The organism is Pedobacter nototheniae, from assembly GCF_004335085.1.
In the GTDB taxonomy this organism is placed as follows: domain Bacteria; phylum Bacteroidota; class Bacteroidia; order Sphingobacteriales; family Sphingobacteriaceae; genus Pedobacter; species Pedobacter nototheniae.
This window is the reverse complement of the sequence record NZ_RQRS01000009.1, coordinates 67,906-87,281: the sequence shown is the minus strand read 5'-3', so window position 1 is coordinate 87,281 and position 19,376 is coordinate 67,906. Positions and strand designations below refer to the sequence as shown.

Here is a 19,376-nt window from a genome sequence, read left to right as displayed (position 1 = left end):
TTAAACTCAACCTTATTTTTATGGTACAACAAAAATTATTTATGCTGATGCTAGGCTGTAAACCCGAAGGCAGACAAACAGAGCAGCACGATATCTTCTTCGGTATTGCTTCTTCTCTACAGGAACTAATACCTGATATTTTTGCCTTTTGGCCCGAAGCTAAAGATAAAATTCATGTTGATGCCTGGCGGGAAGTAAACTATGTTGATGGTTGTAAAGTTGAAGTAGTTGAAGCCCGTGAAACTATAAATAATGAGTTGAGTTTGTTTTTTCTTAACTTAGGTGGGTACCGGCCAAATGAGTTTGATGAGCCACATTATAAAATGCTTTTGGCAACTCCTGATAAAGCAACGGCAATTAAGCAGGCAAAAGAAACCGCTTTTTATAAACATACATGGTTTGATGGTGCTACTTCTCATATTGATGATAAATATGGTGTTGATGTAGATGATGCTTTTGAAATAAATGATGTTTTATCAGCCAAAATTAAAAGCCTATATAAACTAAAGCTAACCGCTGCGGAAAGCATCATAACCGATGAAATTCACCTCGGTTACCTTCCAATTAAAAATATTAAATAAACTAAAATAGCTGTTTGTTGTAAGCAATTTTAAAATATGACAAACCTTTATTTAATTCTTCGTGTTCCTTTTATACATCAGAACTATAAAAAGACATGAAAACAACAACAGCAACAGCAGAAGTATTGAATGACCTAGTACAAATTAATAACGACCGTATTGAAGGTTATCAAAAAGCACGAAAAGAATTAAAAGATGAAGACGCCGATTTAAAATCTTTATTCTTAAATATGATTGAAGAAAGCCAAAAATATAAAATGGCTTTAGCTACAGAGGTTTCTGCATCTGGAGAAGATATTGAAACCGGAACCACAACATCAGGCAAAATTTATAGAGGCTGGATGGATGTAAAAGCATTATTTACAGGTCACGATCGTAAAACGGTTTTAAATAATTGTGAGTTTGGAGAAGATGCAGCTCAAAATGCTTACAAAATGGCATTGGAAGAAGAATTACCTTCGAACGTTAGAGAATTAATTTCTGATCAAAAAGCATCTTTAAGACGTTCACATGATGAAATTAAAAGATTACGTGATTCTCAAGCATAATTAAATATCATAAAAAAAGTCCCGATGCAAATCGGGACTTTTTTTATGTTTTCTGGTTGCGGTTAAGCTTCCAGTTCTCTATCTAAATGCTCGGTAACCCGAAGAATTGTATTATCAATCGTATTGCTTAAAATAGTAATATAAGAACCTTTTTTAGCTGCTTGAATGGCTTGTTCCAAACATTCGGTACTCTTATTATTGATAATTATTTCTTTGTTAGGGTCAACTTCTCGAATTCCTTTTACCAGTAAATCTACCAATTCCTGCTGTTGGCGCCCGCGTAAATATTTCTCCTGGCAAATATAAATTTTATCAAACATTTGTGCCGAAATACGAGCTGTTTCAATAATGTCTTCATCTCGCCTATCGCCTGTGCCAGAAATTATACCAACATGCTCTGTTGCTTCTACACTTTGTAAATAAGCTTTTACGCCATTAAAACCATCTGGATTATGTGCAAAATCTACCAGGATTTTAAATTCTTTAAATCTAAATACATTCATTCTACCTGGCGTATGCGCTGCCGAAGGAATAAAAGTTTCAAGTGATAAGCGAATATCTTCAGGTTTATAGCCCCATAAGTAAGTAGCCAATGTTGCAGCCAATACATTCTGAATCATAAAGTTAACTGCGCCTCCAAAAGTTAGTGGAATGTGTGTAGCCTTATCAACCCTTAATTTCCAATCTCCAGTTTTAATGGTAATGTAACCATTTTCATAAATGGCTGCAATTCCACCCTTTTTGCAATGCTCTTTAATTACCGGATTATTTTCATCCATACTAAAATAGGCAACATTACAACGTGCTTCTCTTGCAATTTTAACACAATAACCGTTATCAGCATTTAAAACAGCCCATCCTTTGCGGCGTACTGCGCCAATTACAACAGATTTTACTCTCGTTAAATCATCAAGATTATGAATGTCAGAAATTCCTAAGTGATCTTCCTGAATATTCGTTACCACACCAATATCACAGGCATTAAAACCCAAACCCGAACGTAAAATACCACCTCTGGCAGTTTCTAAAACCGCAAACTCAACTGTAGGGTCCTTTAAAATAAATTCGGCACTTACAGGTCCGGTAGTATCTCCCTGCATTAACATGGTGTTGTGCACGTAAATGCCATCACTAGTGGTAAAGCCTACGCGTTTACCATTACTACGAATAATATGTGCAATTAAACGAGTTGTAGTGGTTTTTCCATTAGTTCCTGTTACGGCAATAATTGGTATTTGCGATAGTTTTCCAGGAGGATATAACATATCGAGAACAGATGCAGCTACGTTTCTTGGTAAGCCTTCGCTCGGTGCAAGGTGCATTCTGAAACCTGGAGCCGCATTTACCTCCAAAACCACACCACCATTTTCATTTAAAGGTTGGGTAAGGTTTTGCGCCATAATATCTATTCCGCAAATGTCCAATCCGATTACTCTTGAAATGCGCTCGCAAATAAAAATATTTTGTGGGTGAACAATATCCGTTACATCAATTGATGTTCCACCAGTGCTTAAATTAGCGGTAGATTTTAGGTAAACAATTTCTCCCTTTTCTGGAATCGTTTCTAAAGTATATTCCTTTTTTGCAAGTAAATCCAATGTATCCCGATCAACCGCAATTTCCGTCAAAACATTTTCATGCCCATAACCACGACGTGGATCTTCGTTTTCAATATCAATTAATTGCTGAATAGTGTGTATTCCGTTTCCACGTACATGTGCAGGATCGCGTTGCGCTGCAGCAACTACTTTATGATCGATTACCAAAACTCTAAAATCAAATCCGGTAATAAATTTTTCTATAATAACCCTTCGTGAATATGTTTTAGCGTATTCAAAAGCCTCTTTGGCCGCTTCCATTGTTTTTACATTAATGGTAGCGCCTTTGCCATGGTTGCCATCAAGTGGCTTAAAAACCAATGGAAAGCCTACTTTTTTAACCGAAGCTTCTAACTCTTCAGGGTTTGATATGGTAACACCAGAAGCCACAGGAATGGCTGCCTCCGTTAATAAGCGTTTAGTTTCTTCTTTGTTGCTGGCAATGTCAACAGCAATACTGCTCGTCTTTTCTGTCATGGTTGCCCTAAAGCGAACCTGATTTTTACCATAGCCTAATTGTACAAGCGAGCTTTTATTTAAACGAATCCATGGGATACTTCTGCTTACGGCTTCTTCAACAATTGATCCGGTGCTAGGCCCAAGGCGCTCCAGTTCGCGAATTTCCTTCATCCGTCTTATGTCGTGTTCCAGGTCGTACTCCTTATTATCAATTAAAGCCTGTGCAATATTAACTGCTGCTTCGGCAGCATAAACGCCAACTTTTTCTTCAAGGTAACTGAAAACTACATTATAAATACCTTCAGTTTTAGTTTGGCGGGTACGTCCGAAACCGGTATCCATTCCGGCAAGAGTTTGAATTTCCAGGGCTATGTGTTCAATTACATGCCCCATCCATGTGCCTTCCTTTACGCGGGTAAAAAATCCTCCTTCAACACCTTTTGAGCAACGGTGGGTAAACATGCTTGGAATTAACTTTTCTAGTCGTTCACCAAAACCATCGATTACATTAGTTGGTCTTTGTTCCAATTCTTCCAAATCCAGACGCATTTGGATAAGTTTTTTGCGATTTATTGACCAGATATTAGGCCCTCTTAGTACTTGTATGTTTGATATTTTCATTTTTAAACTCTACGATTTGCTTTGATCAACGAGCCACTTTTCGCCTGGTAAACTTAATTCCACGATATAAAATTGGTGTCTGTAAATTATACATTTATTTTGAAAATCAGCGTGGCAAATATGTAAATCAATTTTAGAGGATATTTGTTTTGTTTTCAGGCATAAGAGCTTTATTTTTTGTCATATTTATTTCAACGTTTGTTAATAACCCTGATTTTATTGACAAAAAAAGTCGTGTTTTTTATCCTAAGCTGATATATTTGAGTTTTTTGATAGAATATAACACATAAAGAATGGTTCCGAAGGGTAAACTCATCATTATAGGTGGCGCAATAAACACAGGCAGCTTTGCAGAAACGCAATTTGGACTGCCTGAAAACATGAATTTTTTTGAACGTGGAATCTTAAAAAGAATCACAACAGAATCTGTAAAAGATGCAGAATCGCGTTTTGAAATTATTACAACAGCATCATTAATGCCCGAAAAGGTTGGCGAAGAATATATTAAGGCTTATGCACAGCTTGATGTTCATAATTTAGGAGTTTTAAATATTACTAATCGTGAAGAAGCCAACTCGGCAGAGAACTGTGAACGTATAAAAGCAGCTGATGTAATTATTTTTACTGGTGGCGATCAACTTCGTTTATCTTCTATTTTTGGCGGCACAGCCATTCATCAAATTTTGATGGAGAAATATAATAATGAACCCGTTGTAATTGCAGGTACATCTGCAGGGGCAGCAGCAAGTTCTAAAAACATGATTTACCAAGGTAGCAGTAAAGATGCTTTGCTAAAAGGCGAAGTTAAAATTACAGGTGGCTTAGGCTTTATTGATGATGTAATTGTAGATACCCATTTTGTACAACGAGGTAGAATTGGCCGTTTATTGTATGCTGCAGCAAGTAATCCAGGTATTTTAGGGATAGGTTTAGGTGAAGATACAGGTTTGTTTATTTCTGATGGACACGTAATGGAAGCCATAGGCTCTGGAATGGTTATTTTAGTGGATGGCCGCCAAATGGCCGATACCAATTTAACTGATGTGGAAATGGGGCAGCCAGTTTCTATAAAAAATATGGTTGTACACGTAATGTGCGATGGCGATGTTTATGATTTAAAAGACCACAGTCTAATTATTCATCACCCAAAAGTTGTTCCGGTAGCATAAAATATAGTAGAAAGGTTTAGGGCTTAAAGTGTAAGTATTTAAATTGCCAAAGCCCATACGTACATCTTTTAAATGAGATGGCCCACTTTGTGCTTAAAAATTGAATAACTAAATCCCCATAAAAAATGAAATTGATTATACACGGAGGTTTTTTCAGTGAATCATCCACCAATCAGGAAACCAAAAAAGCCAAGCAAGATGCATTATCTCAAATTGTTACGCTTGGGCACGAATATTTAAAAACACATACAGCTTTAGAAACTGTTGTGTATACAGTTTCCCTTTTGGAAGATAATCAATTATTTAATGCGGGTATTGGTTCACAAATACAGAGTGATGGCAAAGTGAGGCTAAGCGCCGCTTTGATGGATGGTAAAACGGAAAAATTTAGTGGCGTTATTAATGTTGAAGATGTTAAAAATCCAATTAAAATTGCAAAGGATCTTTTAGCTTACGATGATCGTGTGCTGAGTGGAGATGGTGCACAAAATTTTGCCCGAGATAATGGTTTTGAATATTTTAATCCAATTATAGAGCAAAGACAAGCAGAATACGAGGCAAAACTAAATCAACAAAATAATAAAGGAACTGTAGGATGTGTAGCTTTAGATGCCGATGGAAATCTTGCTGCGGCAACTTCTACTGGTGGTAAAGGTTTTGAAATTCCTTGTAGAGTGAGTGATTCTGCAACCGTAGCAGGCAATTATGTAAACCAATATGCAGGTATTTCTTGTACCGGTGTTGGCGAAGATATTGTAAGTGGTGCCTTAGCCGCTAAAATTGTAACCCGTGTTACTGATGGTTTTTCTTTAAAGGATGCCTGCGATAAATCTTTTGTAGAATTAAAGGCTTTCGATGGCTTTGCAGGTGTTATAGGAATATCTTCTACTGGAGAAATTTACCATTGCGATTCACATCCATACATGGTTTGGGCATCTTTTGATGTTAATTTACAGGTATTTAACTAAAATTTGATTTAAAGTATTATTTTTGTTGCATGACCAAAGTTGTATTGGCTCTTGTTGGCCTGTTTGCATCATTACAAATTCACGCTCAAAATATTGATAAATCAGAAGGACAAGATCCTGTTACTGGCGGAAATTCAATTAATATAGCGGTTTCTAAATTCGACATTGCCGACGGGGATACCTTTTATGAAGAAGCAGAAGGCTTTGAGCGAAAAGGTTCTTTTAATGAGGCGCTTACCATGTTTGGTAAAGCTGCCTTCGAATATAATGCAGCAAAAAACTTTAATAGATACGGGCAAGCCATTATTAAAATGAGCAATATGCACTATCAATTAGGTCGTTTTACAGATGCAGAACAGATTCTGTTAAATGTTGCCCTTAAAAATTACTCCAAAATAGGAAGCCGTACAGGTTTAATGAATACATACAATTTGCTCGGCAAAGTTTATTTAGCTAATAGCAAATACACGCAATCCATGTGGTTTTATACGCAACAAGGTATTTTGGCAAAACAACTAAAAAGCAATATGTCTTATATAGAATCTGTTTTGGGTATTGTACAGGTTAAAATTAAAAAGAGAGATTTTACGCTAGCACTTAGAGATTTAAAAACGGCAGAGTGGCTAGCAAATTCTATTAAAACTAGCCAATATAAAGGGCAAATTAAAGAAGCTCGTGAAGTAATTGCAGCCAAAGTCATCGCAAAAAAATAATTTTCACGTCACATTTTTAGCTTTCTTATTACCTTAAAGTTTATTTATTGCTAAATATGTTGGTCTACAGTAATATTAATGCGACTTAACATCTAATCGAAACAAAAATAAACTGCATTCGTTAGGCTTTAAAGGATTGATTTATAGAAAGCTTTTAGTTAGATTTGGTAAGTTTTAACTAGAGACGGTAATAAATGCTGTCTCTTTTTTGTTTTTTTGCTAAAATGGTATCATATTGGCTATATAGAATTAGAAATGGATTTTAAATTGTTTAAAGAGATGTTAAAGAGAATATTTTTTATAATTTTTACCGCCGCAGTACTTGCTTGTCATGCCGCACCAAAAGTTCAGCCCCATGTTGATGGCGTTACCAATATCAAACCAGATGAACAACAACAATTAGTAATTAAAGAGGTTGTAAACCTTATTGAAAGCTATAACTATAAGAAAATACAGATAAACGATTCTATCTCCTCTCTTATTTTAGACAAATACATTAATACTTTAGATAAAGGAAGAAACTATTTCCTAGCGTCGGATATTAAAGATTTTGAGAAATACAGATTTCAGCTTGATGATGATTTTAAAAATGGCGATTTAAGTGCTCCATTCTATATCTATAATGTTTATTCAAAACGCCTTAATGAATATTTTGCTTATTCTATGGCACAAGTTAAAACCAAATTCGATTTTAATCAGAATGATACCTATGTATATGACAGAGAGAAATTGCCTTGGGCTAATTCTTCAGCTACTTTAAACGATACTTGGAAAAAACGTGTAAAATATGAATTGGTTAATTTAAATCTGGCAGGAACTACAGATCAGGCTAAAAATATTGAAACCTTAACCAAACGTTATAAAGATTTACAATCGCAAACTAGTAAAGTAAATAATCAGGATGTTTTTCAGTACCTGATGGATGCATTTACTGCTTGTATTGATCCGCATACCAATTATTTTAATCCATCAAACGCAGTAGCATTCAACGAAGATATGTCTCGTTCATTCGAAGGAATTGGTGCTCGCTTACAATTGGAAAATGAAGTTGTTAAAATTGCAGAAGTAATTCCTGGTGGACCAGTATTTAAAAGTAAACAACTAAATGCAGGTGATAGAATTATTGCCGTAGCACAAGGTGATGGCGAATTTGTAGATATTACAGGATGGAGATTAGATGTAACCATTACTAAAATTAAAGGCCCGAAAGGAACCAAAGTACGATTAAAAGTTATTCCTGCCGGAAAAGAAATGTCATCTAAACCAGTTATTGTAGAGTTGGTTCGTGAAAAAATTATTCTTGAGGATCAATCCGCTAAGAAAAAAGTAAAAGAAGTTACCTCAAATGGAAAAACATATAAAGTAGGTATTATTTCTTTACCAGCTTTCTACGCAGATTTTAAAGCCGCAAACGCTGGCGATAAAAACTATAAAAGTACAACCCGTGATGTGAAGTTATTAATTGATACCTTAAAAAATAAAGATAAGGTTGATGCAATTATTATGGATTTACGAGGTAATGGTGGTGGTTCTTTGGTGGAAGCCATTTCATTAACAGGTTTATTTATTGATAAAGGGCCGGTAGTACAGGTTAAAGATTTAAGAGGTAAAATTGAAGTTGATGAAGATGAAACTCCAGGAGTAGCTTGGGATGGACCATTTGGTGTAATGGTTGATCGTTTAAGTGCCTCAGCATCTGAAATTTTTGCCGGTGCCATTCAGGATTATGGTCGTGGTGTTATTATGGGAAGCCAAACTTATGGTAAAGGAACAGTTCAATCTTCTATCGATTTAAATAAATTGGTAAACCCAAGTGTTTTACAAAGAATTGCTGCTCTAGTTTCTAAAGATAAAACAACAGGAACTGCACCAAGTGCTTCTGATATTAAGTTAGGACAAATTAACCTAACTATGGCTAAATTTTACCGTGTAGCAGGTAGCAGCACGCAACATAAAGGTGTAACTCCTGATGTGGTTTTCCCGTCGGTTTATCCAATGGATAAAATTGGTGAAGATACAGAGCCTTCTGCTTTACCTTGGGATGTTATTCCAAGTTCAAACTTTAAATCTGTTGCTAATTTAACCGCTGTAAAGGCTGGCTTAATTAAAAATAGCGAACAACGTGTTGCCAACTCTTTAGATTTTAAATTCTTGGTTCAGGATATTAAAGAACTTGAAGTACGCGATAAAGAGGTTTCTGTTACTTTAAATGAAGCTAAACTAAAACAAGAGCGTGATGCTAAAGAAGCTAAAAGCTTGGTTAGACAGAATGAACTTAGAGCTTTAAGAGGTTTACCTGCCATTAAGAAAGGTGAAAAAACAACCAAGCAAGATACATTCGATTTTATTGAAGATGAATCGTTGCATGTAATGGCAGATTTTATGCAACAATCAGGCAATTACGTAATGAACTTAGGCGCATTCTAAATAGAAATATAAGTGTAAAAAAAAGGTCGTTCAGTTATTTTGAACGACCTTTTTTTGTTTATTAGTAAATGAGATTTGCTTTCGTTTGGCTGAATTTATTTCAACGTTTTTTATCAGCTTAGAAACAATTATTTCCGATCTGCTTTATCTTTATTTAACTGCATCGCCATCATTTCTTTAAGCGTTTTATTCATTCCTTCGCTACTTCCATCCAAGAAAATTACGTTACCATCACCGTTCTCAGCAAAATGCTTGATAGATTCAGTCCACATGGTAAATAAGATAACAGAAATATCAAGATTAGCACTTTCCATTTCCTGAGCAGCCTTCGTCATACCGTGGGCAACCTCAGCTCTAAACAAAGCAATACCCTGTCCGCGTAATTGGGCAGCTTCACGCTCAGCTGTTGCCGCAATTTTAATGGCGTTACCATCAGCCTCAGCAGCTTTAGTTTTTGTAATTAATAAAGCCTGACCTTCATTTTCTGCAGCGGCTTTTAAATTGTTTGATGCCACTACACGGCTCATTGAGCGCATAATTTCTTCATCGAAAGTAATATCGTTTAGTTGAAGATCTTGTAAATGATAACCCCAGCCATCTAAAACCTGGTCAATTTGTTCCTTAACGTGTAAAACAATTTCATTACGCTGAGCCAAAACATTTGCTTGTTTCTGCGTAGCAACATATGCACGGATTGAACCTTCGATGGTACGGATTAAAGCTTGCATTAAATTAGTTGCATCAACAAACTTAAAAGCTACATTTTTAATCGTTTCTTCATCCTGGTTTACTACCGAATATAAAAGCATGGCTTTGAAATAAACATTAGCCTGATCTTGCGTTACCGCTTGAAAAGATAGTTCTACCGATCTATTCTGAATAGAGATGCGTGAGTAAATTTGCTCAATTAATGGGATTTTGAAATTAAGCCCTGGTCTAAGTTGTCTTCGGTATTTACCAAAAACCGTTACCACAGCAATTGTACCCTGTTTAACGGTTACAAAAGAACTGAAGAGAATGATAACTGCCAGGAAAATTAGGATGTAAAGTGTATACTGCATAATTAGATTTTTTTATGAAGTTATAAAAAAATTCATACAAAGTACATCAGGCATTTTGTAGCTTTATATTTTTCTCACTAACTCAATTCATATGAAAAGTAAACTTTTTCTGCCCGGTGCTGCCCTATTGCTCTTAGCGGCCTGCCAGAACAACAAAACGCATCAAAATGATGAAGCAAATCAGCGTACCTTATTTTTTGATACAGCTGGAATGGACACCACGGTTAAGCCTGGTGATAACTTTTTTCTTTATGCAAATGGCAAATGGATTAAAAATACCGAAATCCCTAAAACGGAAACTGGATGGGGATCTTTCTATGTTTTATATAACGACAATTTAAAAAACCTTAATAAAATATTAGAAAGTGCTGCCAAAAGCAATGCATCTAAGGGTAGTATAGAGCAAAAGGTCGGCGATTTTTACGCCAGCGGTATGGATACGGTTACCATCGAAAAATTAGGTGTTAGCCCTGTTAAACCTTTACTTGCGAAAATTGATGCGATTAAAAATGATAAGGATTTAATCAATTTTATTGCTGATGGTTATAAAAACGGTGAAGGCGATTTATTGGGTTTTGGCGTTCAACCGGATGATAAAATCAGTTCGAAAAATGCTGTTAACTTCTCTCAAGCAGGTATTACCTTGCCAGAGCGTAGCTATTATTTAGATCAAGATGATAAAGCAAAGAAAATTAGAACAGCTTATCAAACTTACATCACCAAACTTTTTAGCCTTGCAGGCGATTCTGTAAATGCTAAGAAATATGCTGATGAAATTTTAAAACTAGAAACTAAAATTGCCCTTTCGCACTCAACACCTGTTGAATTACGTGATCCACAGAAAAATTATAACAAGTTTTTAGTTGCCGATTTTCAAAAAGAAACCCCAAATATTGATTGGAAACTGGTTTTAAATAAACTTTTGTTAAAAACGGATACCATTTTGGTAAGTCAGCCTAAATATTACAAAACATTAAACACGCTGATTAAATCTGAACCAATTGAAGTTTGGAAAGAAAAGCTAAAATTCGATGCTTTAAATAGTTCTGCAAGTGCGTTAAGCAAAGGTTTTAGAACAGCTAAATTTGAATTTTTTGGTAAAACTTTAAATGGTCAGCAAGCGCAAACCGAAAGATGGAAAGCCATAGTGAATAGTGCCGACCGTAATTTGGGAGAGCTTTTAGGCCAATTGTATACCGAACAATATTTTAAACCAGAAGCTAAAAAAAGAATGCTTGAACTGGTAAATAATCTTCAAAAGGTATACGAAGAAAGAATTAAAAAAGTAGACTGGATGACTCCAGAAACCAAAAAGAAAGCTTTAGAAAAATTAAATGCCTTCATCAAAAAAATCGGTTATCCTGATAAATGGAAAAAATACGATGATGTAGAAATTAATAAAGGTACTTATTATGCAAATCTTCAGTCGGCAGATAAGCACGCTTACAAAGAAATGATCGATAAGCTTGGTCAACCCGTTGATAAAACAGAATGGGGAATGACGCCACCAACGGTTAATGCTTATTACAATCCTTCATTTAATGAGATTGTTTTCCCTGCTGGAATTTTGCAATTTCCTTTCTTTGATTTTAATGCAGACGATGCCATCAACTATGGTGCAATTGGTGCCGTTATTGGTCACGAAATGACACACGGTTTTGACGATCAGGGCAGACAGTATGATGCTGCTGGAAACTTGAAAGAGTGGTGGACAAAAGCTGATGCCGATAAATTTAAAACCAAGGCAGATAAAGTTGTAGCCTTCTACAACAATTTTGCCCTTTTAGATAATCAACATGTAAATGGTTCATTAACTCTGGGAGAGAACCTTGCTGATATTGGTGGCTTAAACATTGCTTATGATGCTTATAAACTAACGGAAGAAGGTAAAAAGAATGATAAAAAGATTGATGGATTTACACCAGATCAACGTTTCTTTTTAGGTTTTGCTCAAGTATGGAGAATCAAAAATCGTGATGAAACTATGCGTGTAAGATTAAAAACTGATCCACACAGTCCAGAAATGTTCCGTGTAAATGGTCCTGTTTACAATATGGAAGCTTTCTATAAAGCATTTAATATTCCTACAACTGCAAAAATGTATGTTGCCCCAGAAAATAGATTGGGTGTTTGGTAGATTGTAGATTATAATTTTTTTTCAAATTGAGCTTGTCGAAGACCTTTTAAGGTTTTCGGCAAGCTCAATTTGTTTTTAAGCCAATTTAGAACTGCATTCATTTAAATAGCTTTTAAAACAAAATTGAATTTTCATTGTCTTAACTCTATTAAATTTCTAACTATGAATGTAAAGCGCACTTTTGGAACCATTTTAACCGTACTGGGTATTATAGGTTTAATTTATGCTGGTTATGGATTTGTAAACCATAGTCAGAATACACGCGGATTATTGGTGTATGGAGTTATAGGGCTTATATTTTTTGTATCAGGCATTGGCTTGGTCAAAAATACCAAAGATGAAGTTTAGCCCTTGTACTATCGGCTACTTCTTTTTCTTTGATTTGATAATTTGATACTGGCTAAATGCCACCAACGATCCTGCAATAATAATAAGACCTGCAGAAATTAAATTCTGAGGGTTTTGGTTAATATAGTAAGCTGCAACTAAAACTAAAATTGCTGCAGCTATACCAATAATATAATGAATTATTAATCCTTTTTTCATAATTAATCTTTTTTGGTAATTCTATTATTTTCAAAATTTAATGTATGGCCAGGAAAATCAACATCAGTTAATTCCTGTATTCTTTTAAAGGCCCTGTGGTTTCTATCCTGCGTTAAGCGACTGATCTTATCCTGTTGAACAGAAACTACATCAGCATATAGAAAATCGCCTTTGCTATTAATTTTAAGGTCCAATAAAGGAGCAAAACCATTTGATCCTTTTAGACTAAACATGCCATAGGTGCAAAAATTGCCTAAACTATAGGCAATAAATTTATTTTTATATACCTCTACAGCCCTTGTTACATGCGGGCCGTGCCCTAAAACTACATCTGCACCGGCATCAATAACGGCATGTGCAAAAGCATAAACATTGCCTCGGTTTTCTTTATAAAATATTTCATTTTTACGGGTTACATGCTCAAATCTTGCCCCTTCACCACCTCCATGAAAGGAAACGATTACAATATCTGCCAGTTTTTTAAGTTTGGCAACTAAGGCTTTTGCACTATCAACCTTGTTAATAGATACTGTATTTTCATTAGGTGCAAAAGCACAAAAAGCATATTTTACACTGTCTTTTTCAAATATTTCGAAAGGCTTATTTACCTGGCCTGCATAATGAATTTGAAGAGAATCTAAAATTCTGGCGGTGTTTTTACGTCCTTTAGCATCAAAATCTCCGACATGGTTATTGGCAATACTGACCAAATTGAATCCAGCTTTTTTATAAATTCCAGCATATCTTTCGGGCATACGAAAGGCGAAACAATTATTTGGGTTAATGCCATTGCACTTATTAGAGCTGCCCGAATTTAGAAAGCAGCCTTCCAGATTTCCAAATACAATATCTCCTTTTAGCAAGCTATCTACCGCCTGAAAACTATTTACGGCATCATCTGGCGGAAGGTTGGTTTTAGATGGAAATGCAGAACCCAACATAATATCGCCAACGGCAACAATGGAAATAGTATCCTTGATTTTTTTTACAACTGTATCGACTTTTATTGGTTGTGCGGCTTTTGGCGAATTATTTCCGGTACAACTTATAAAAATTAAAATGGCTGCTATGGATAAAAATAGACTTGTTATAAATTTCATTACTAATTTTGGGGGATAAAAAAAATCCTCCCAAATTACTTTAGAAGGATTATATATGTTTTTAACGTTTAAATGGTTTATTCTACCGTAAAATCTTTCTTGTAAGATTCTAATATTCGGCCGCCCTTATAAAAGAAGCGACTGTAATAAGGCTCGTTTAAATTGCTAATTACCACACCGCGTGAACTTGATGCGTGCGCAAAGCGATTATCGCCTAAATAGATGCCAATATGTGAAATGCTTTTGCTTTTGATTTTGAAGAAGACTAGATCACCTTCTTTTAATTCGTCCTTAGAAACAGGATCAACCATGCTAAAAATATCGCGAGAATTTCTTCTTATGGTTGTGTTGAAAACTTTATCGTAGATTGCTTTTGTAAAAGCTGAACAATCAATTCCTTTTTTGGTATTTCCGCCGTAGCTATACGGGGTTCCGATCCATTCATAAACAAACTTATAAAGCTTTAAGTTTGAAGTCGCATCAACTGCAACACCCATAACCTGCGAGAAATATTGTGATGCTAAGTTGTCGGGATCGTTTGATTCTTTACCAGATTCTTTTGTTTTTGTTTGCGCAAATGCAGCTGAGAACGTGCAGATAGCGATTAAGGAGGTAAACAAAAATTTTCTAATCATGTTATACAGTTATGTTTGGGTAATTCACTTACACATTAACGTACACCACATGGGCTTATTGTTGGTTGCCAAAAGTATTAATTATACAAATGTTATCCAAATGTTAATTGTTAAAAAGTAAAAGTTATTAACATTTTGATGTTTTAGCCCTGTTTAAAACGCTTATTCCGCAATTAAATTTTGAATATTAACACGGTTTCAGTTCATATAAAAACTTACATCATTATAATAATTATAGCCTAATCATGTTTGCCCAGGTGTCGTGCTATATTTAATGGGCTAACAAATAAAATCAAATATTACTGTTAAACAAAAATGCCAAAACAGTAAACTTTAACGAAATACTTATAATTAGGGATAATCCGAGTTTTGCAAAATTAAATTTCACAATAAATTAAATAGAGAATGCGATAACTTGCAAAGTTTAAAAACCATAAAATCAGTACCTCAGTTAAAAGATTCATGATCTTAACTATTTAATTGTAAAACAACTGTTAAATGTAATTTCATAGCTGATATTATGATGTTTTTATATTCAAGAGTGCCAAAAATTACAATAAAAAAATTAGATTTGCTGTCGCAAAAAACAAATACCCTAAAATGAGTGCAGTAGAAATAAATAAAGATACCTGGTTAAAGTGGTTTGAGTCGATGTTGCTTATGCGCAAATTCGAAGAAAAAACTGGCCAGTTATACGGACAACAAAAAATACGTGGCTTTTGTCATTTATACATTGGACAAGAAGCTGTAGTTGCAGGTGCTATATCTGCAATGCAAAAAGGCGATTCGATGATTACTACTTATCGTGATCACGCTCACGCTTTAGCTTTAGGTGTAAGTGCTGATAGTATCATGGCAGAAATGTATGGTAAAGCTACAGGATGCTCTAAAGGTAAAGGTGGTTCAATGCACATGTTTAGCAAAGAACATAATTTTTATGGTGGACATGCAATCGTTGGTGGTCAAATTCCATTAGGCGCTGGTGTTGCTTTTGCAGAAAAATATAAAGGCACAGATAATGTAAACATTTGTTATATGGGCGATGGCGCTGTACGCCAGGGTGCATTAAACGAAACGTTTAACATGGCAATGCTTTGGAAACTTCCAGTAGTTTTTGTTTGTGAAAACAATGGTTATGCAATGGGTACATCAGTACAACGTACTACAAACATGACTGATATTTATAAAATCGGTTTAGGTTTTGATATGCCATGTGCGCCAGTTGATGGTATGGATCCTGTTGCTGTACACAATGCAATGGACGAAGCTATTCAACGTGCACGTAAAGGTGAAGGACCAACTTTCTTAGAAATGAGAACTTACCGTTACCGTGGTCATTCAATGTCTGATCCTGCAAAATATCGTACTAAAGAAGAATTAGAAGATTATAAAGCAAAAGATCCTGTTGAGCATGCAAGAGAAACGATTCTAAATGAAAAGTATGCAGATCAAGCATGGATTGAAGAAGTAGAAGCTAAAGTAAAAGCAACTGTAGATCAAGCAGTGAAATTTGCTGAAGAATCTCCTTGGCCTGATGCATCAGAGTTATACAAAGATGTATATATGCAACAGGACTATCCTTACGTAATGGATTAATTATTTTAAGATTTCAATTAAAGATATATAATGGCTGAAGTAGTTAGAATGCCCAAAATGAGCGATACCATGACTGAAGGGGTATTAGCAAAATGGCATGTTAAAGTTGGCGATAAAGTAAAGAGTGGTGATGTGCTTGCTGAGGTAGAAACCGATAAAGCAACAATGGATCTTGAATCTTACGAAGAAGGTACTTTATTACATATTGGTGTTGAAGAAGGCAAAGGCGTTCCTATTGATGCAATTATTGCAGTAATTGGAAAAGAAGGAGAAGATTTTCAAGCCGCAATTGATGCTGCCGGTGGCGCAGGTAAAACAGAAGAAAAACCTGCTGCAACTGAAGCTCCAAAAGCCGAAGATAAAAAAGAAGAAGCACCAGCTCAGGGTGGTGGCTTAAGTGAAGAAGAATTAGCTGCAAAAGGTGTTACCGTAATCCGTATGCCTTTGTTAAGTGATACCATGACTGAAGGCGTAATTGCTGAATGGCATAAAAAAGTTGGCGATAAAGTAAAAGATGATGATGTTTTAGCTGATGTAGAAACCGATAAGGCTACTATGGAAGTTATGGGTTATGCAACTGGAACTTTATTACACATTGGTGTAGAAAAAGGTGCTGCAGCTAAAGTAAATGGAATTATTGCAATTGTTGGTCCTGAAGGAACTGACATTAGCGGTATTTTAAGTGCTGGTGATGCACCTGCTAAAAAAGCAGAAAGCACTGAAGTTAAAAAAGAAGAAGCTCCAAAAGCTACTGCTGATGCAAGTACATCGGCTCCGGTAGCAGAAAGTACTTCTGATAGCCGTGTTAAAGCTTCTCCTTTAGCTAAAAAAATTGCTAAGGATAAAGGAATCGATTTATCACAGGTTTCTGGAAGTGCAGAAGGTGGTCGTATCATCAAAAAAGATATCGAAAACTTTAAACCAGCTGCTGCTCCTGCTAAAGCTGAATCTGCTTCGGCACCTGCTGAGAAAGCTGCTCCTGCAATTCCTCAGTTTATCGGTGAAGAGAAATTTACAGAGAAACCAGTTTCGCAAATGCGTAAAGTAATTGCTAAGCGTTTATCTGAAAGCTTATTTACCGCTCCTCACTTCTATTTAACAATGGCTATTGATATGGACAAAGCTATTGAAGCGAGAGCCCGTATTAACGAATATGCACCATCAAAAGTTTCTTTCAACGATTTAGTTTTAAAAGCTACAGCTATTGCTTTAAAACAACATCCAATTGTGAACTCATCGTGGTTAGGCGATAAAATTCGTTACAATGAGCACGTAAATATTGGTGTTGCTGTTGCTGTAGAAGATGGTTTATTGGTTCCTGTTGTGCGTTTTGCTGATGGAAAATCATTAACACACATCTCTGCCGAAGTAAAAGATTTTGCTCAAAAAGCTAAAGCTAAAAAACTTCAACCAGCAGATTGGGAAGGTTCTACTTTCACCATCTCTAACTTAGGTATGTTTGGTATTGATGAGTTTACTGCAATTATTAACTCACCTGATAGCTGTATTTTAGCTGTTGGAGGTATTTCTCAAGTTCCTGTTGTTAAAAACGGAGCTGTTGTACCTGGAAACGTTATGAAAGTAACTTTAAGTTGCGATCACCGTACGGTTGATGGAGCTAGTGGCGCTGCATTTTTACAAACACTTAAAGCTTTGTTAGAAGAGCCTGTTAGATTATTAGCTTAATCAAATTATCATTACAAATTTCAGTTTTAAACTGATCCAAATAATTAAAGGCTTCCAATTTGGAAGCCTTTTTTATATTCCCTTTTTTGCTTTTCCCCAATTTCCAAGCTGGCCGATTATTGGAAGCATATTTTGCCCAATCTCCGTTAGCTCATAACCTAAACCATCGGTTTCTTTTCTTATAATCAGTCCGTCTGTTTCCAGTTCCTTTAATTGTAAAGCCAAAACCCGATCGGTAATATTTGGAATAGATTCTTTAATTGTTTTATACCTTTTTGGCTGATTAGATAAAAGTCCCAAAATGCTTAATTTCCATCTTCCGCTTATTGCATTTAAGGCAACAGCGGCATCACAAAATTCATGTAATACTTCTTGATTTTCGAAATTGGTTGAAGTTGTTTTTCTCATTCACTTACAATTTTGTAAGCCGCACTGCAGCCTATGGTAATTAACTAAATTTGCTCAACAAAATTATCAATATGAAAATAAAACACAATATTTTAGGGTTACATCATGTAGCGATCCGGGCAAAAGATTTCGATGAAACGATTAGGTTTTATACTCAGGGGCTTGGCTTTACCATAAGTCATGGCTGGGCATTGCCAGCTTTTAATATTAAACAGGCCTGTATGTTAAAATCCGCTGATGGCCGTTCTTATATTGAAGTTTTCAATTACACAGCAAATGCGCCAACTGAAGGTGAAAAGGCAAATAATGACGAAGAAATAAAAACGGGCGCATTATTACACTTCGCCTTAAATGTTGTTGATGCAAAACTAGCCTTTGAGGAGGCTATTAAAGCTGGTGGAACCGAATGCGTGGAACCTATGGTTTTAGAGTTAGGAAATCCGCCGGTAGGGGTTAAAAACTCTTTAGTTTATAGTCCTAATGGTGAAGTTATTGAATTTCTTGAGCCCAATAAATTATAAATCTAAACCCTTTAATGATTAGTTTGTTAGTATTAAAACACCTTAATCATGGACAAAGAGAAATTAATACAAGAGGCCTATTTGGTTTCGCATAAAATAGAAGAAAATGGGGGTTTTCCCAATAATAAAAACCTGCCTTTAATGATTTATAAGGGCGCCTTTTTAATTCATCCGGATGATTCTGAAGAGGTAATAAAGAAGGTTTTTGCTCAAAATGGCTATACAAACTCTTGGGTTGATTCCATTTTTGACTATCACCATTACCATAGCAATACACACGAAGTAATGGGCGTTTTTTGTGGTAAAGCCGATGTACAGTTTGGTGGCGAACATGGTGTTTGCATTGAATTAGATAAAGGTGATGTGGTGGTGATTCCAGCAGGAGTAGCTCATAAAAAATTAGATTCAAGCGAAGATTTTACCGTTGTTGGTGCTTATCCAAATGGCATCGAGTACAATATTAAGTATGGTAAAGCAGATGAACGTATTGAAGCAAATGAGGATATTGCGAAAGTGAAAAACCCAGATAATGATCCAGTGTACGGTAGCAAAGGGCATTTATTTGAATGTTGGTACAAGCAAAAATGCGAAAATGTGTAAAA

The 19,376-nt window shown here is 35.5% G+C and carries 19 protein-coding genes; 13 read left to right on the top strand and 6 right to left on the bottom strand.

Features of this window, described 5'->3' with window-relative positions; all coding sequences use genetic code 11:
* Nucleotides 1-20: 20 nt before the first annotated feature.
* Together EHC72_RS09810 and EHC72_RS09805 are read left to right on the top strand one after the other, a co-directional pair.
* A complete protein-coding gene (locus tag EHC72_RS09810; RefSeq protein ID WP_131537510.1) occupies nucleotides 21-581 on the top strand; it encodes a DUF1543 domain-containing protein in 561 nt (186 codons plus the stop codon).
* Nucleotides 582-676: 95 nt separating this feature from the next.
* Nucleotides 677-1,129, top strand: coding sequence for a ferritin-like domain-containing protein (locus EHC72_RS09805; protein WP_131537509.1), 453 nt, complete (start codon nucleotides 677-679; stop codon nucleotides 1,127-1,129).
* 62 nt (nucleotides 1,130-1,191) lie between these two features.
* Here the strand turns inward: EHC72_RS09805 and cphA are convergent, their stop codons facing one another.
* Nucleotides 1,192-3,807 carry a cyanophycin synthetase gene (cphA, locus tag EHC72_RS09800; protein WP_131537508.1) on the bottom strand — a complete coding sequence of 872 codons (2,616 nt, stop codon included), beginning with the start codon at nucleotides 3,805-3,807 and terminating at the stop codon, nucleotides 1,192-1,194.
* Between the two features lie 293 nt (nucleotides 3,808-4,100).
* On the opposite strand from cphA, the gene EHC72_RS09795 reads away from it, so the two are divergent.
* The 4 genes from EHC72_RS09795 to EHC72_RS09780 all read left to right on the top strand — a co-directional run bounded on the left by EHC72_RS09795 (nucleotide 4,101) and on the right by EHC72_RS09780 (nucleotide 9,084).
* Nucleotides 4,101-4,976 carry a cyanophycinase gene (locus EHC72_RS09795; protein ID WP_131537507.1) on the top strand — a complete coding sequence of 292 codons (876 nt, stop codon included), beginning with the start codon at nucleotides 4,101-4,103 and terminating at the stop codon, nucleotides 4,974-4,976.
* Between the two features lie 125 nt (nucleotides 4,977-5,101).
* The gene (locus EHC72_RS09790) at nucleotides 5,102-5,944 is read left to right on the top strand and encodes an isoaspartyl peptidase/L-asparaginase (protein WP_131537506.1); all 843 of its coding nucleotides are present in this window, start codon (nucleotides 5,102-5,104) and stop codon (nucleotides 5,942-5,944) included.
* Between the two features lie 29 nt (nucleotides 5,945-5,973).
* Nucleotides 5,974-6,657: a hypothetical protein gene (locus EHC72_RS09785; RefSeq protein WP_131537505.1), complete on the top strand. Its 684-nt coding sequence runs from the start codon at nucleotides 5,974-5,976 to the stop codon at nucleotides 6,655-6,657.
* 279 nt (nucleotides 6,658-6,936) lie between these two features.
* Nucleotides 6,937-9,084: a carboxy terminal-processing peptidase gene (locus tag EHC72_RS09780; protein ID WP_233167032.1), complete on the top strand. Its 2,148-nt coding sequence runs from the start codon at nucleotides 6,937-6,939 to the stop codon at nucleotides 9,082-9,084.
* Between the two features lie 128 nt (nucleotides 9,085-9,212).
* Here the strand turns inward: EHC72_RS09780 and EHC72_RS09775 are convergent, their stop codons facing one another.
* Nucleotides 9,213-10,145: an SPFH domain-containing protein gene (locus tag EHC72_RS09775; protein WP_131537503.1), complete on the bottom strand. Its 933-nt coding sequence runs from the start codon at nucleotides 10,143-10,145 to the stop codon at nucleotides 9,213-9,215.
* A 91-nt stretch (nucleotides 10,146-10,236) separates the two neighbouring features.
* Between EHC72_RS09775 and EHC72_RS09770 the strand changes: the two genes are divergently transcribed.
* Both EHC72_RS09770 and EHC72_RS09765 read left to right on the top strand, forming a co-directional pair.
* Nucleotides 10,237-12,282: a M13 family metallopeptidase gene (locus EHC72_RS09770; RefSeq protein ID WP_170311722.1), complete on the top strand. Its 2,046-nt coding sequence runs from the start codon at nucleotides 10,237-10,239 to the stop codon at nucleotides 12,280-12,282.
* 162 nt (nucleotides 12,283-12,444) lie between these two features.
* Nucleotides 12,445-12,630, top strand: coding sequence for a hypothetical protein (locus EHC72_RS09765; protein WP_131537501.1), 186 nt, complete (start codon nucleotides 12,445-12,447; stop codon nucleotides 12,628-12,630).
* A gap of 15 nt (nucleotides 12,631-12,645) precedes the next feature.
* On the opposite strand, the gene EHC72_RS09760 is transcribed toward EHC72_RS09765, so the two are convergent.
* The 3 genes from EHC72_RS09760 to EHC72_RS09750 form a co-directional block, all read right to left on the bottom strand.
* A complete protein-coding gene (locus EHC72_RS09760; protein WP_131537500.1) occupies nucleotides 12,646-12,828 on the bottom strand; it encodes a hypothetical protein in 183 nt (60 codons plus the stop codon).
* Between the two features lie 2 nt (nucleotides 12,829-12,830).
* Nucleotides 12,831-13,928, bottom strand: coding sequence for a CapA family protein (locus tag EHC72_RS09755; protein WP_131537499.1), 1,098 nt, complete (start codon nucleotides 13,926-13,928; stop codon nucleotides 12,831-12,833).
* Between the two features lie 77 nt (nucleotides 13,929-14,005).
* The gene (locus EHC72_RS09750; RefSeq protein ID WP_131537498.1) at nucleotides 14,006-14,563 is read right to left on the bottom strand and encodes a C40 family peptidase; all 558 of its coding nucleotides are present in this window, start codon (nucleotides 14,561-14,563) and stop codon (nucleotides 14,006-14,008) included.
* On the opposite strand from EHC72_RS09750, the gene EHC72_RS23200 reads away from it, so the two are divergent.
* The 3 genes from EHC72_RS23200 to EHC72_RS09740 all read left to right on the top strand — a co-directional run bounded on the left by EHC72_RS23200 (nucleotide 14,562) and on the right by EHC72_RS09740 (nucleotide 17,845).
* The gene (locus tag EHC72_RS23200) at nucleotides 14,562-14,684 is read left to right on the top strand and encodes a hypothetical protein (RefSeq protein WP_255535847.1); all 123 of its coding nucleotides are present in this window, start codon (nucleotides 14,562-14,564) and stop codon (nucleotides 14,682-14,684) included. The two genes, EHC72_RS09750 and EHC72_RS23200, sit on opposite strands and share 2 nt — an antisense overlap.
* Nucleotides 14,685-15,163: 479 nt before the next feature.
* Entirely contained in the window at nucleotides 15,164-16,159 is a 996-nt protein-coding gene (gene pdhA / locus EHC72_RS09745; RefSeq protein WP_131537497.1) for a pyruvate dehydrogenase (acetyl-transferring) E1 component subunit alpha, read from the top strand.
* A 30-nt stretch (nucleotides 16,160-16,189) separates the two neighbouring features.
* On the top strand, nucleotides 16,190-17,845 hold the full coding sequence (locus EHC72_RS09740) for a pyruvate dehydrogenase complex dihydrolipoamide acetyltransferase (RefSeq protein ID WP_131537496.1): 1,656 nt from the start codon (nucleotides 16,190-16,192) through the stop codon (nucleotides 17,843-17,845).
* A gap of 72 nt (nucleotides 17,846-17,917) precedes the next feature.
* Here EHC72_RS09740 and EHC72_RS09735 read toward each other — a convergent pair whose 3' ends face one another.
* On the bottom strand, nucleotides 17,918-18,253 hold the full coding sequence (locus EHC72_RS09735) for a winged helix-turn-helix transcriptional regulator (protein ID WP_131537495.1): 336 nt from the start codon (nucleotides 18,251-18,253) through the stop codon (nucleotides 17,918-17,920).
* Between the two features lie 71 nt (nucleotides 18,254-18,324).
* Between EHC72_RS09735 and EHC72_RS09730 the strand changes: the two genes are divergently transcribed.
* The gene (locus EHC72_RS09730) at nucleotides 18,325-18,774 is read left to right on the top strand and encodes a VOC family protein (protein ID WP_131537494.1); all 450 of its coding nucleotides are present in this window, start codon (nucleotides 18,325-18,327) and stop codon (nucleotides 18,772-18,774) included.
* Between the two features lie 48 nt (nucleotides 18,775-18,822).
* A complete protein-coding gene (locus EHC72_RS09725; RefSeq protein ID WP_131537493.1) occupies nucleotides 18,823-19,374 on the top strand; it encodes a cupin domain-containing protein in 552 nt (183 codons plus the stop codon).
* Nucleotides 19,375-19,376: the final 2 nt, after the last annotated feature.

Coding starts and splice junctions, on each gene's coding strand:
- EHC72_RS09810 (WP_131537510.1), top strand. CDS start 21: ATGGTACAACAAAAATTATTTATGCTGATGCTAGGCTGTAAACCCGAA.
- EHC72_RS09805 (WP_131537509.1), top strand. CDS start 677: ATGAAAACAACAACAGCAACAGCAGAAGTATTGAATGACCTAGTACAA.
- cphA (WP_131537508.1), bottom strand. CDS start 3,807: ATGAAAATATCAAACATACAAGTACTAAGAGGGCCTAATATCTGGTCA.
- EHC72_RS09795 (WP_131537507.1), top strand. CDS start 4,101: ATGGTTCCGAAGGGTAAACTCATCATTATAGGTGGCGCAATAAACACA.
- EHC72_RS09790 (WP_131537506.1), top strand. CDS start 5,102: ATGAAATTGATTATACACGGAGGTTTTTTCAGTGAATCATCCACCAAT.
- EHC72_RS09785 (WP_131537505.1), top strand. CDS start 5,974: ATGACCAAAGTTGTATTGGCTCTTGTTGGCCTGTTTGCATCATTACAA.
- EHC72_RS09780 (WP_233167032.1), top strand. CDS start 6,937: ATGTTAAAGAGAATATTTTTTATAATTTTTACCGCCGCAGTACTTGCT.
- EHC72_RS09775 (WP_131537503.1), bottom strand. CDS start 10,145: ATGCAGTATACACTTTACATCCTAATTTTCCTGGCAGTTATCATTCTC.
- EHC72_RS09770 (WP_170311722.1), top strand. CDS start 10,237: ATGAAAAGTAAACTTTTTCTGCCCGGTGCTGCCCTATTGCTCTTAGCG.
- EHC72_RS09765 (WP_131537501.1), top strand. CDS start 12,445: ATGAATGTAAAGCGCACTTTTGGAACCATTTTAACCGTACTGGGTATT.
- EHC72_RS09760 (WP_131537500.1), bottom strand. CDS start 12,828: ATGAAAAAAGGATTAATAATTCATTATATTATTGGTATAGCTGCAGCA.
- EHC72_RS09755 (WP_131537499.1), bottom strand. CDS start 13,928: ATGAAATTTATAACAAGTCTATTTTTATCCATAGCAGCCATTTTAATT.
- EHC72_RS23200 (WP_255535847.1), top strand. CDS start 14,562: ATGTTATACAGTTATGTTTGGGTAATTCACTTACACATTAACGTACAC.
- EHC72_RS09750 (WP_131537498.1), bottom strand. CDS start 14,563: ATGATTAGAAAATTTTTGTTTACCTCCTTAATCGCTATCTGCACGTTC.
- pdhA (WP_131537497.1), top strand. CDS start 15,164: ATGAGTGCAGTAGAAATAAATAAAGATACCTGGTTAAAGTGGTTTGAG.
- EHC72_RS09740 (WP_131537496.1), top strand. CDS start 16,190: ATGGCTGAAGTAGTTAGAATGCCCAAAATGAGCGATACCATGACTGAA.
- EHC72_RS09735 (WP_131537495.1), bottom strand. CDS start 18,253: ATGAGAAAAACAACTTCAACCAATTTCGAAAATCAAGAAGTATTACAT.
- EHC72_RS09730 (WP_131537494.1), top strand. CDS start 18,325: ATGAAAATAAAACACAATATTTTAGGGTTACATCATGTAGCGATCCGG.
- EHC72_RS09725 (WP_131537493.1), top strand. CDS start 18,823: ATGGACAAAGAGAAATTAATACAAGAGGCCTATTTGGTTTCGCATAAA.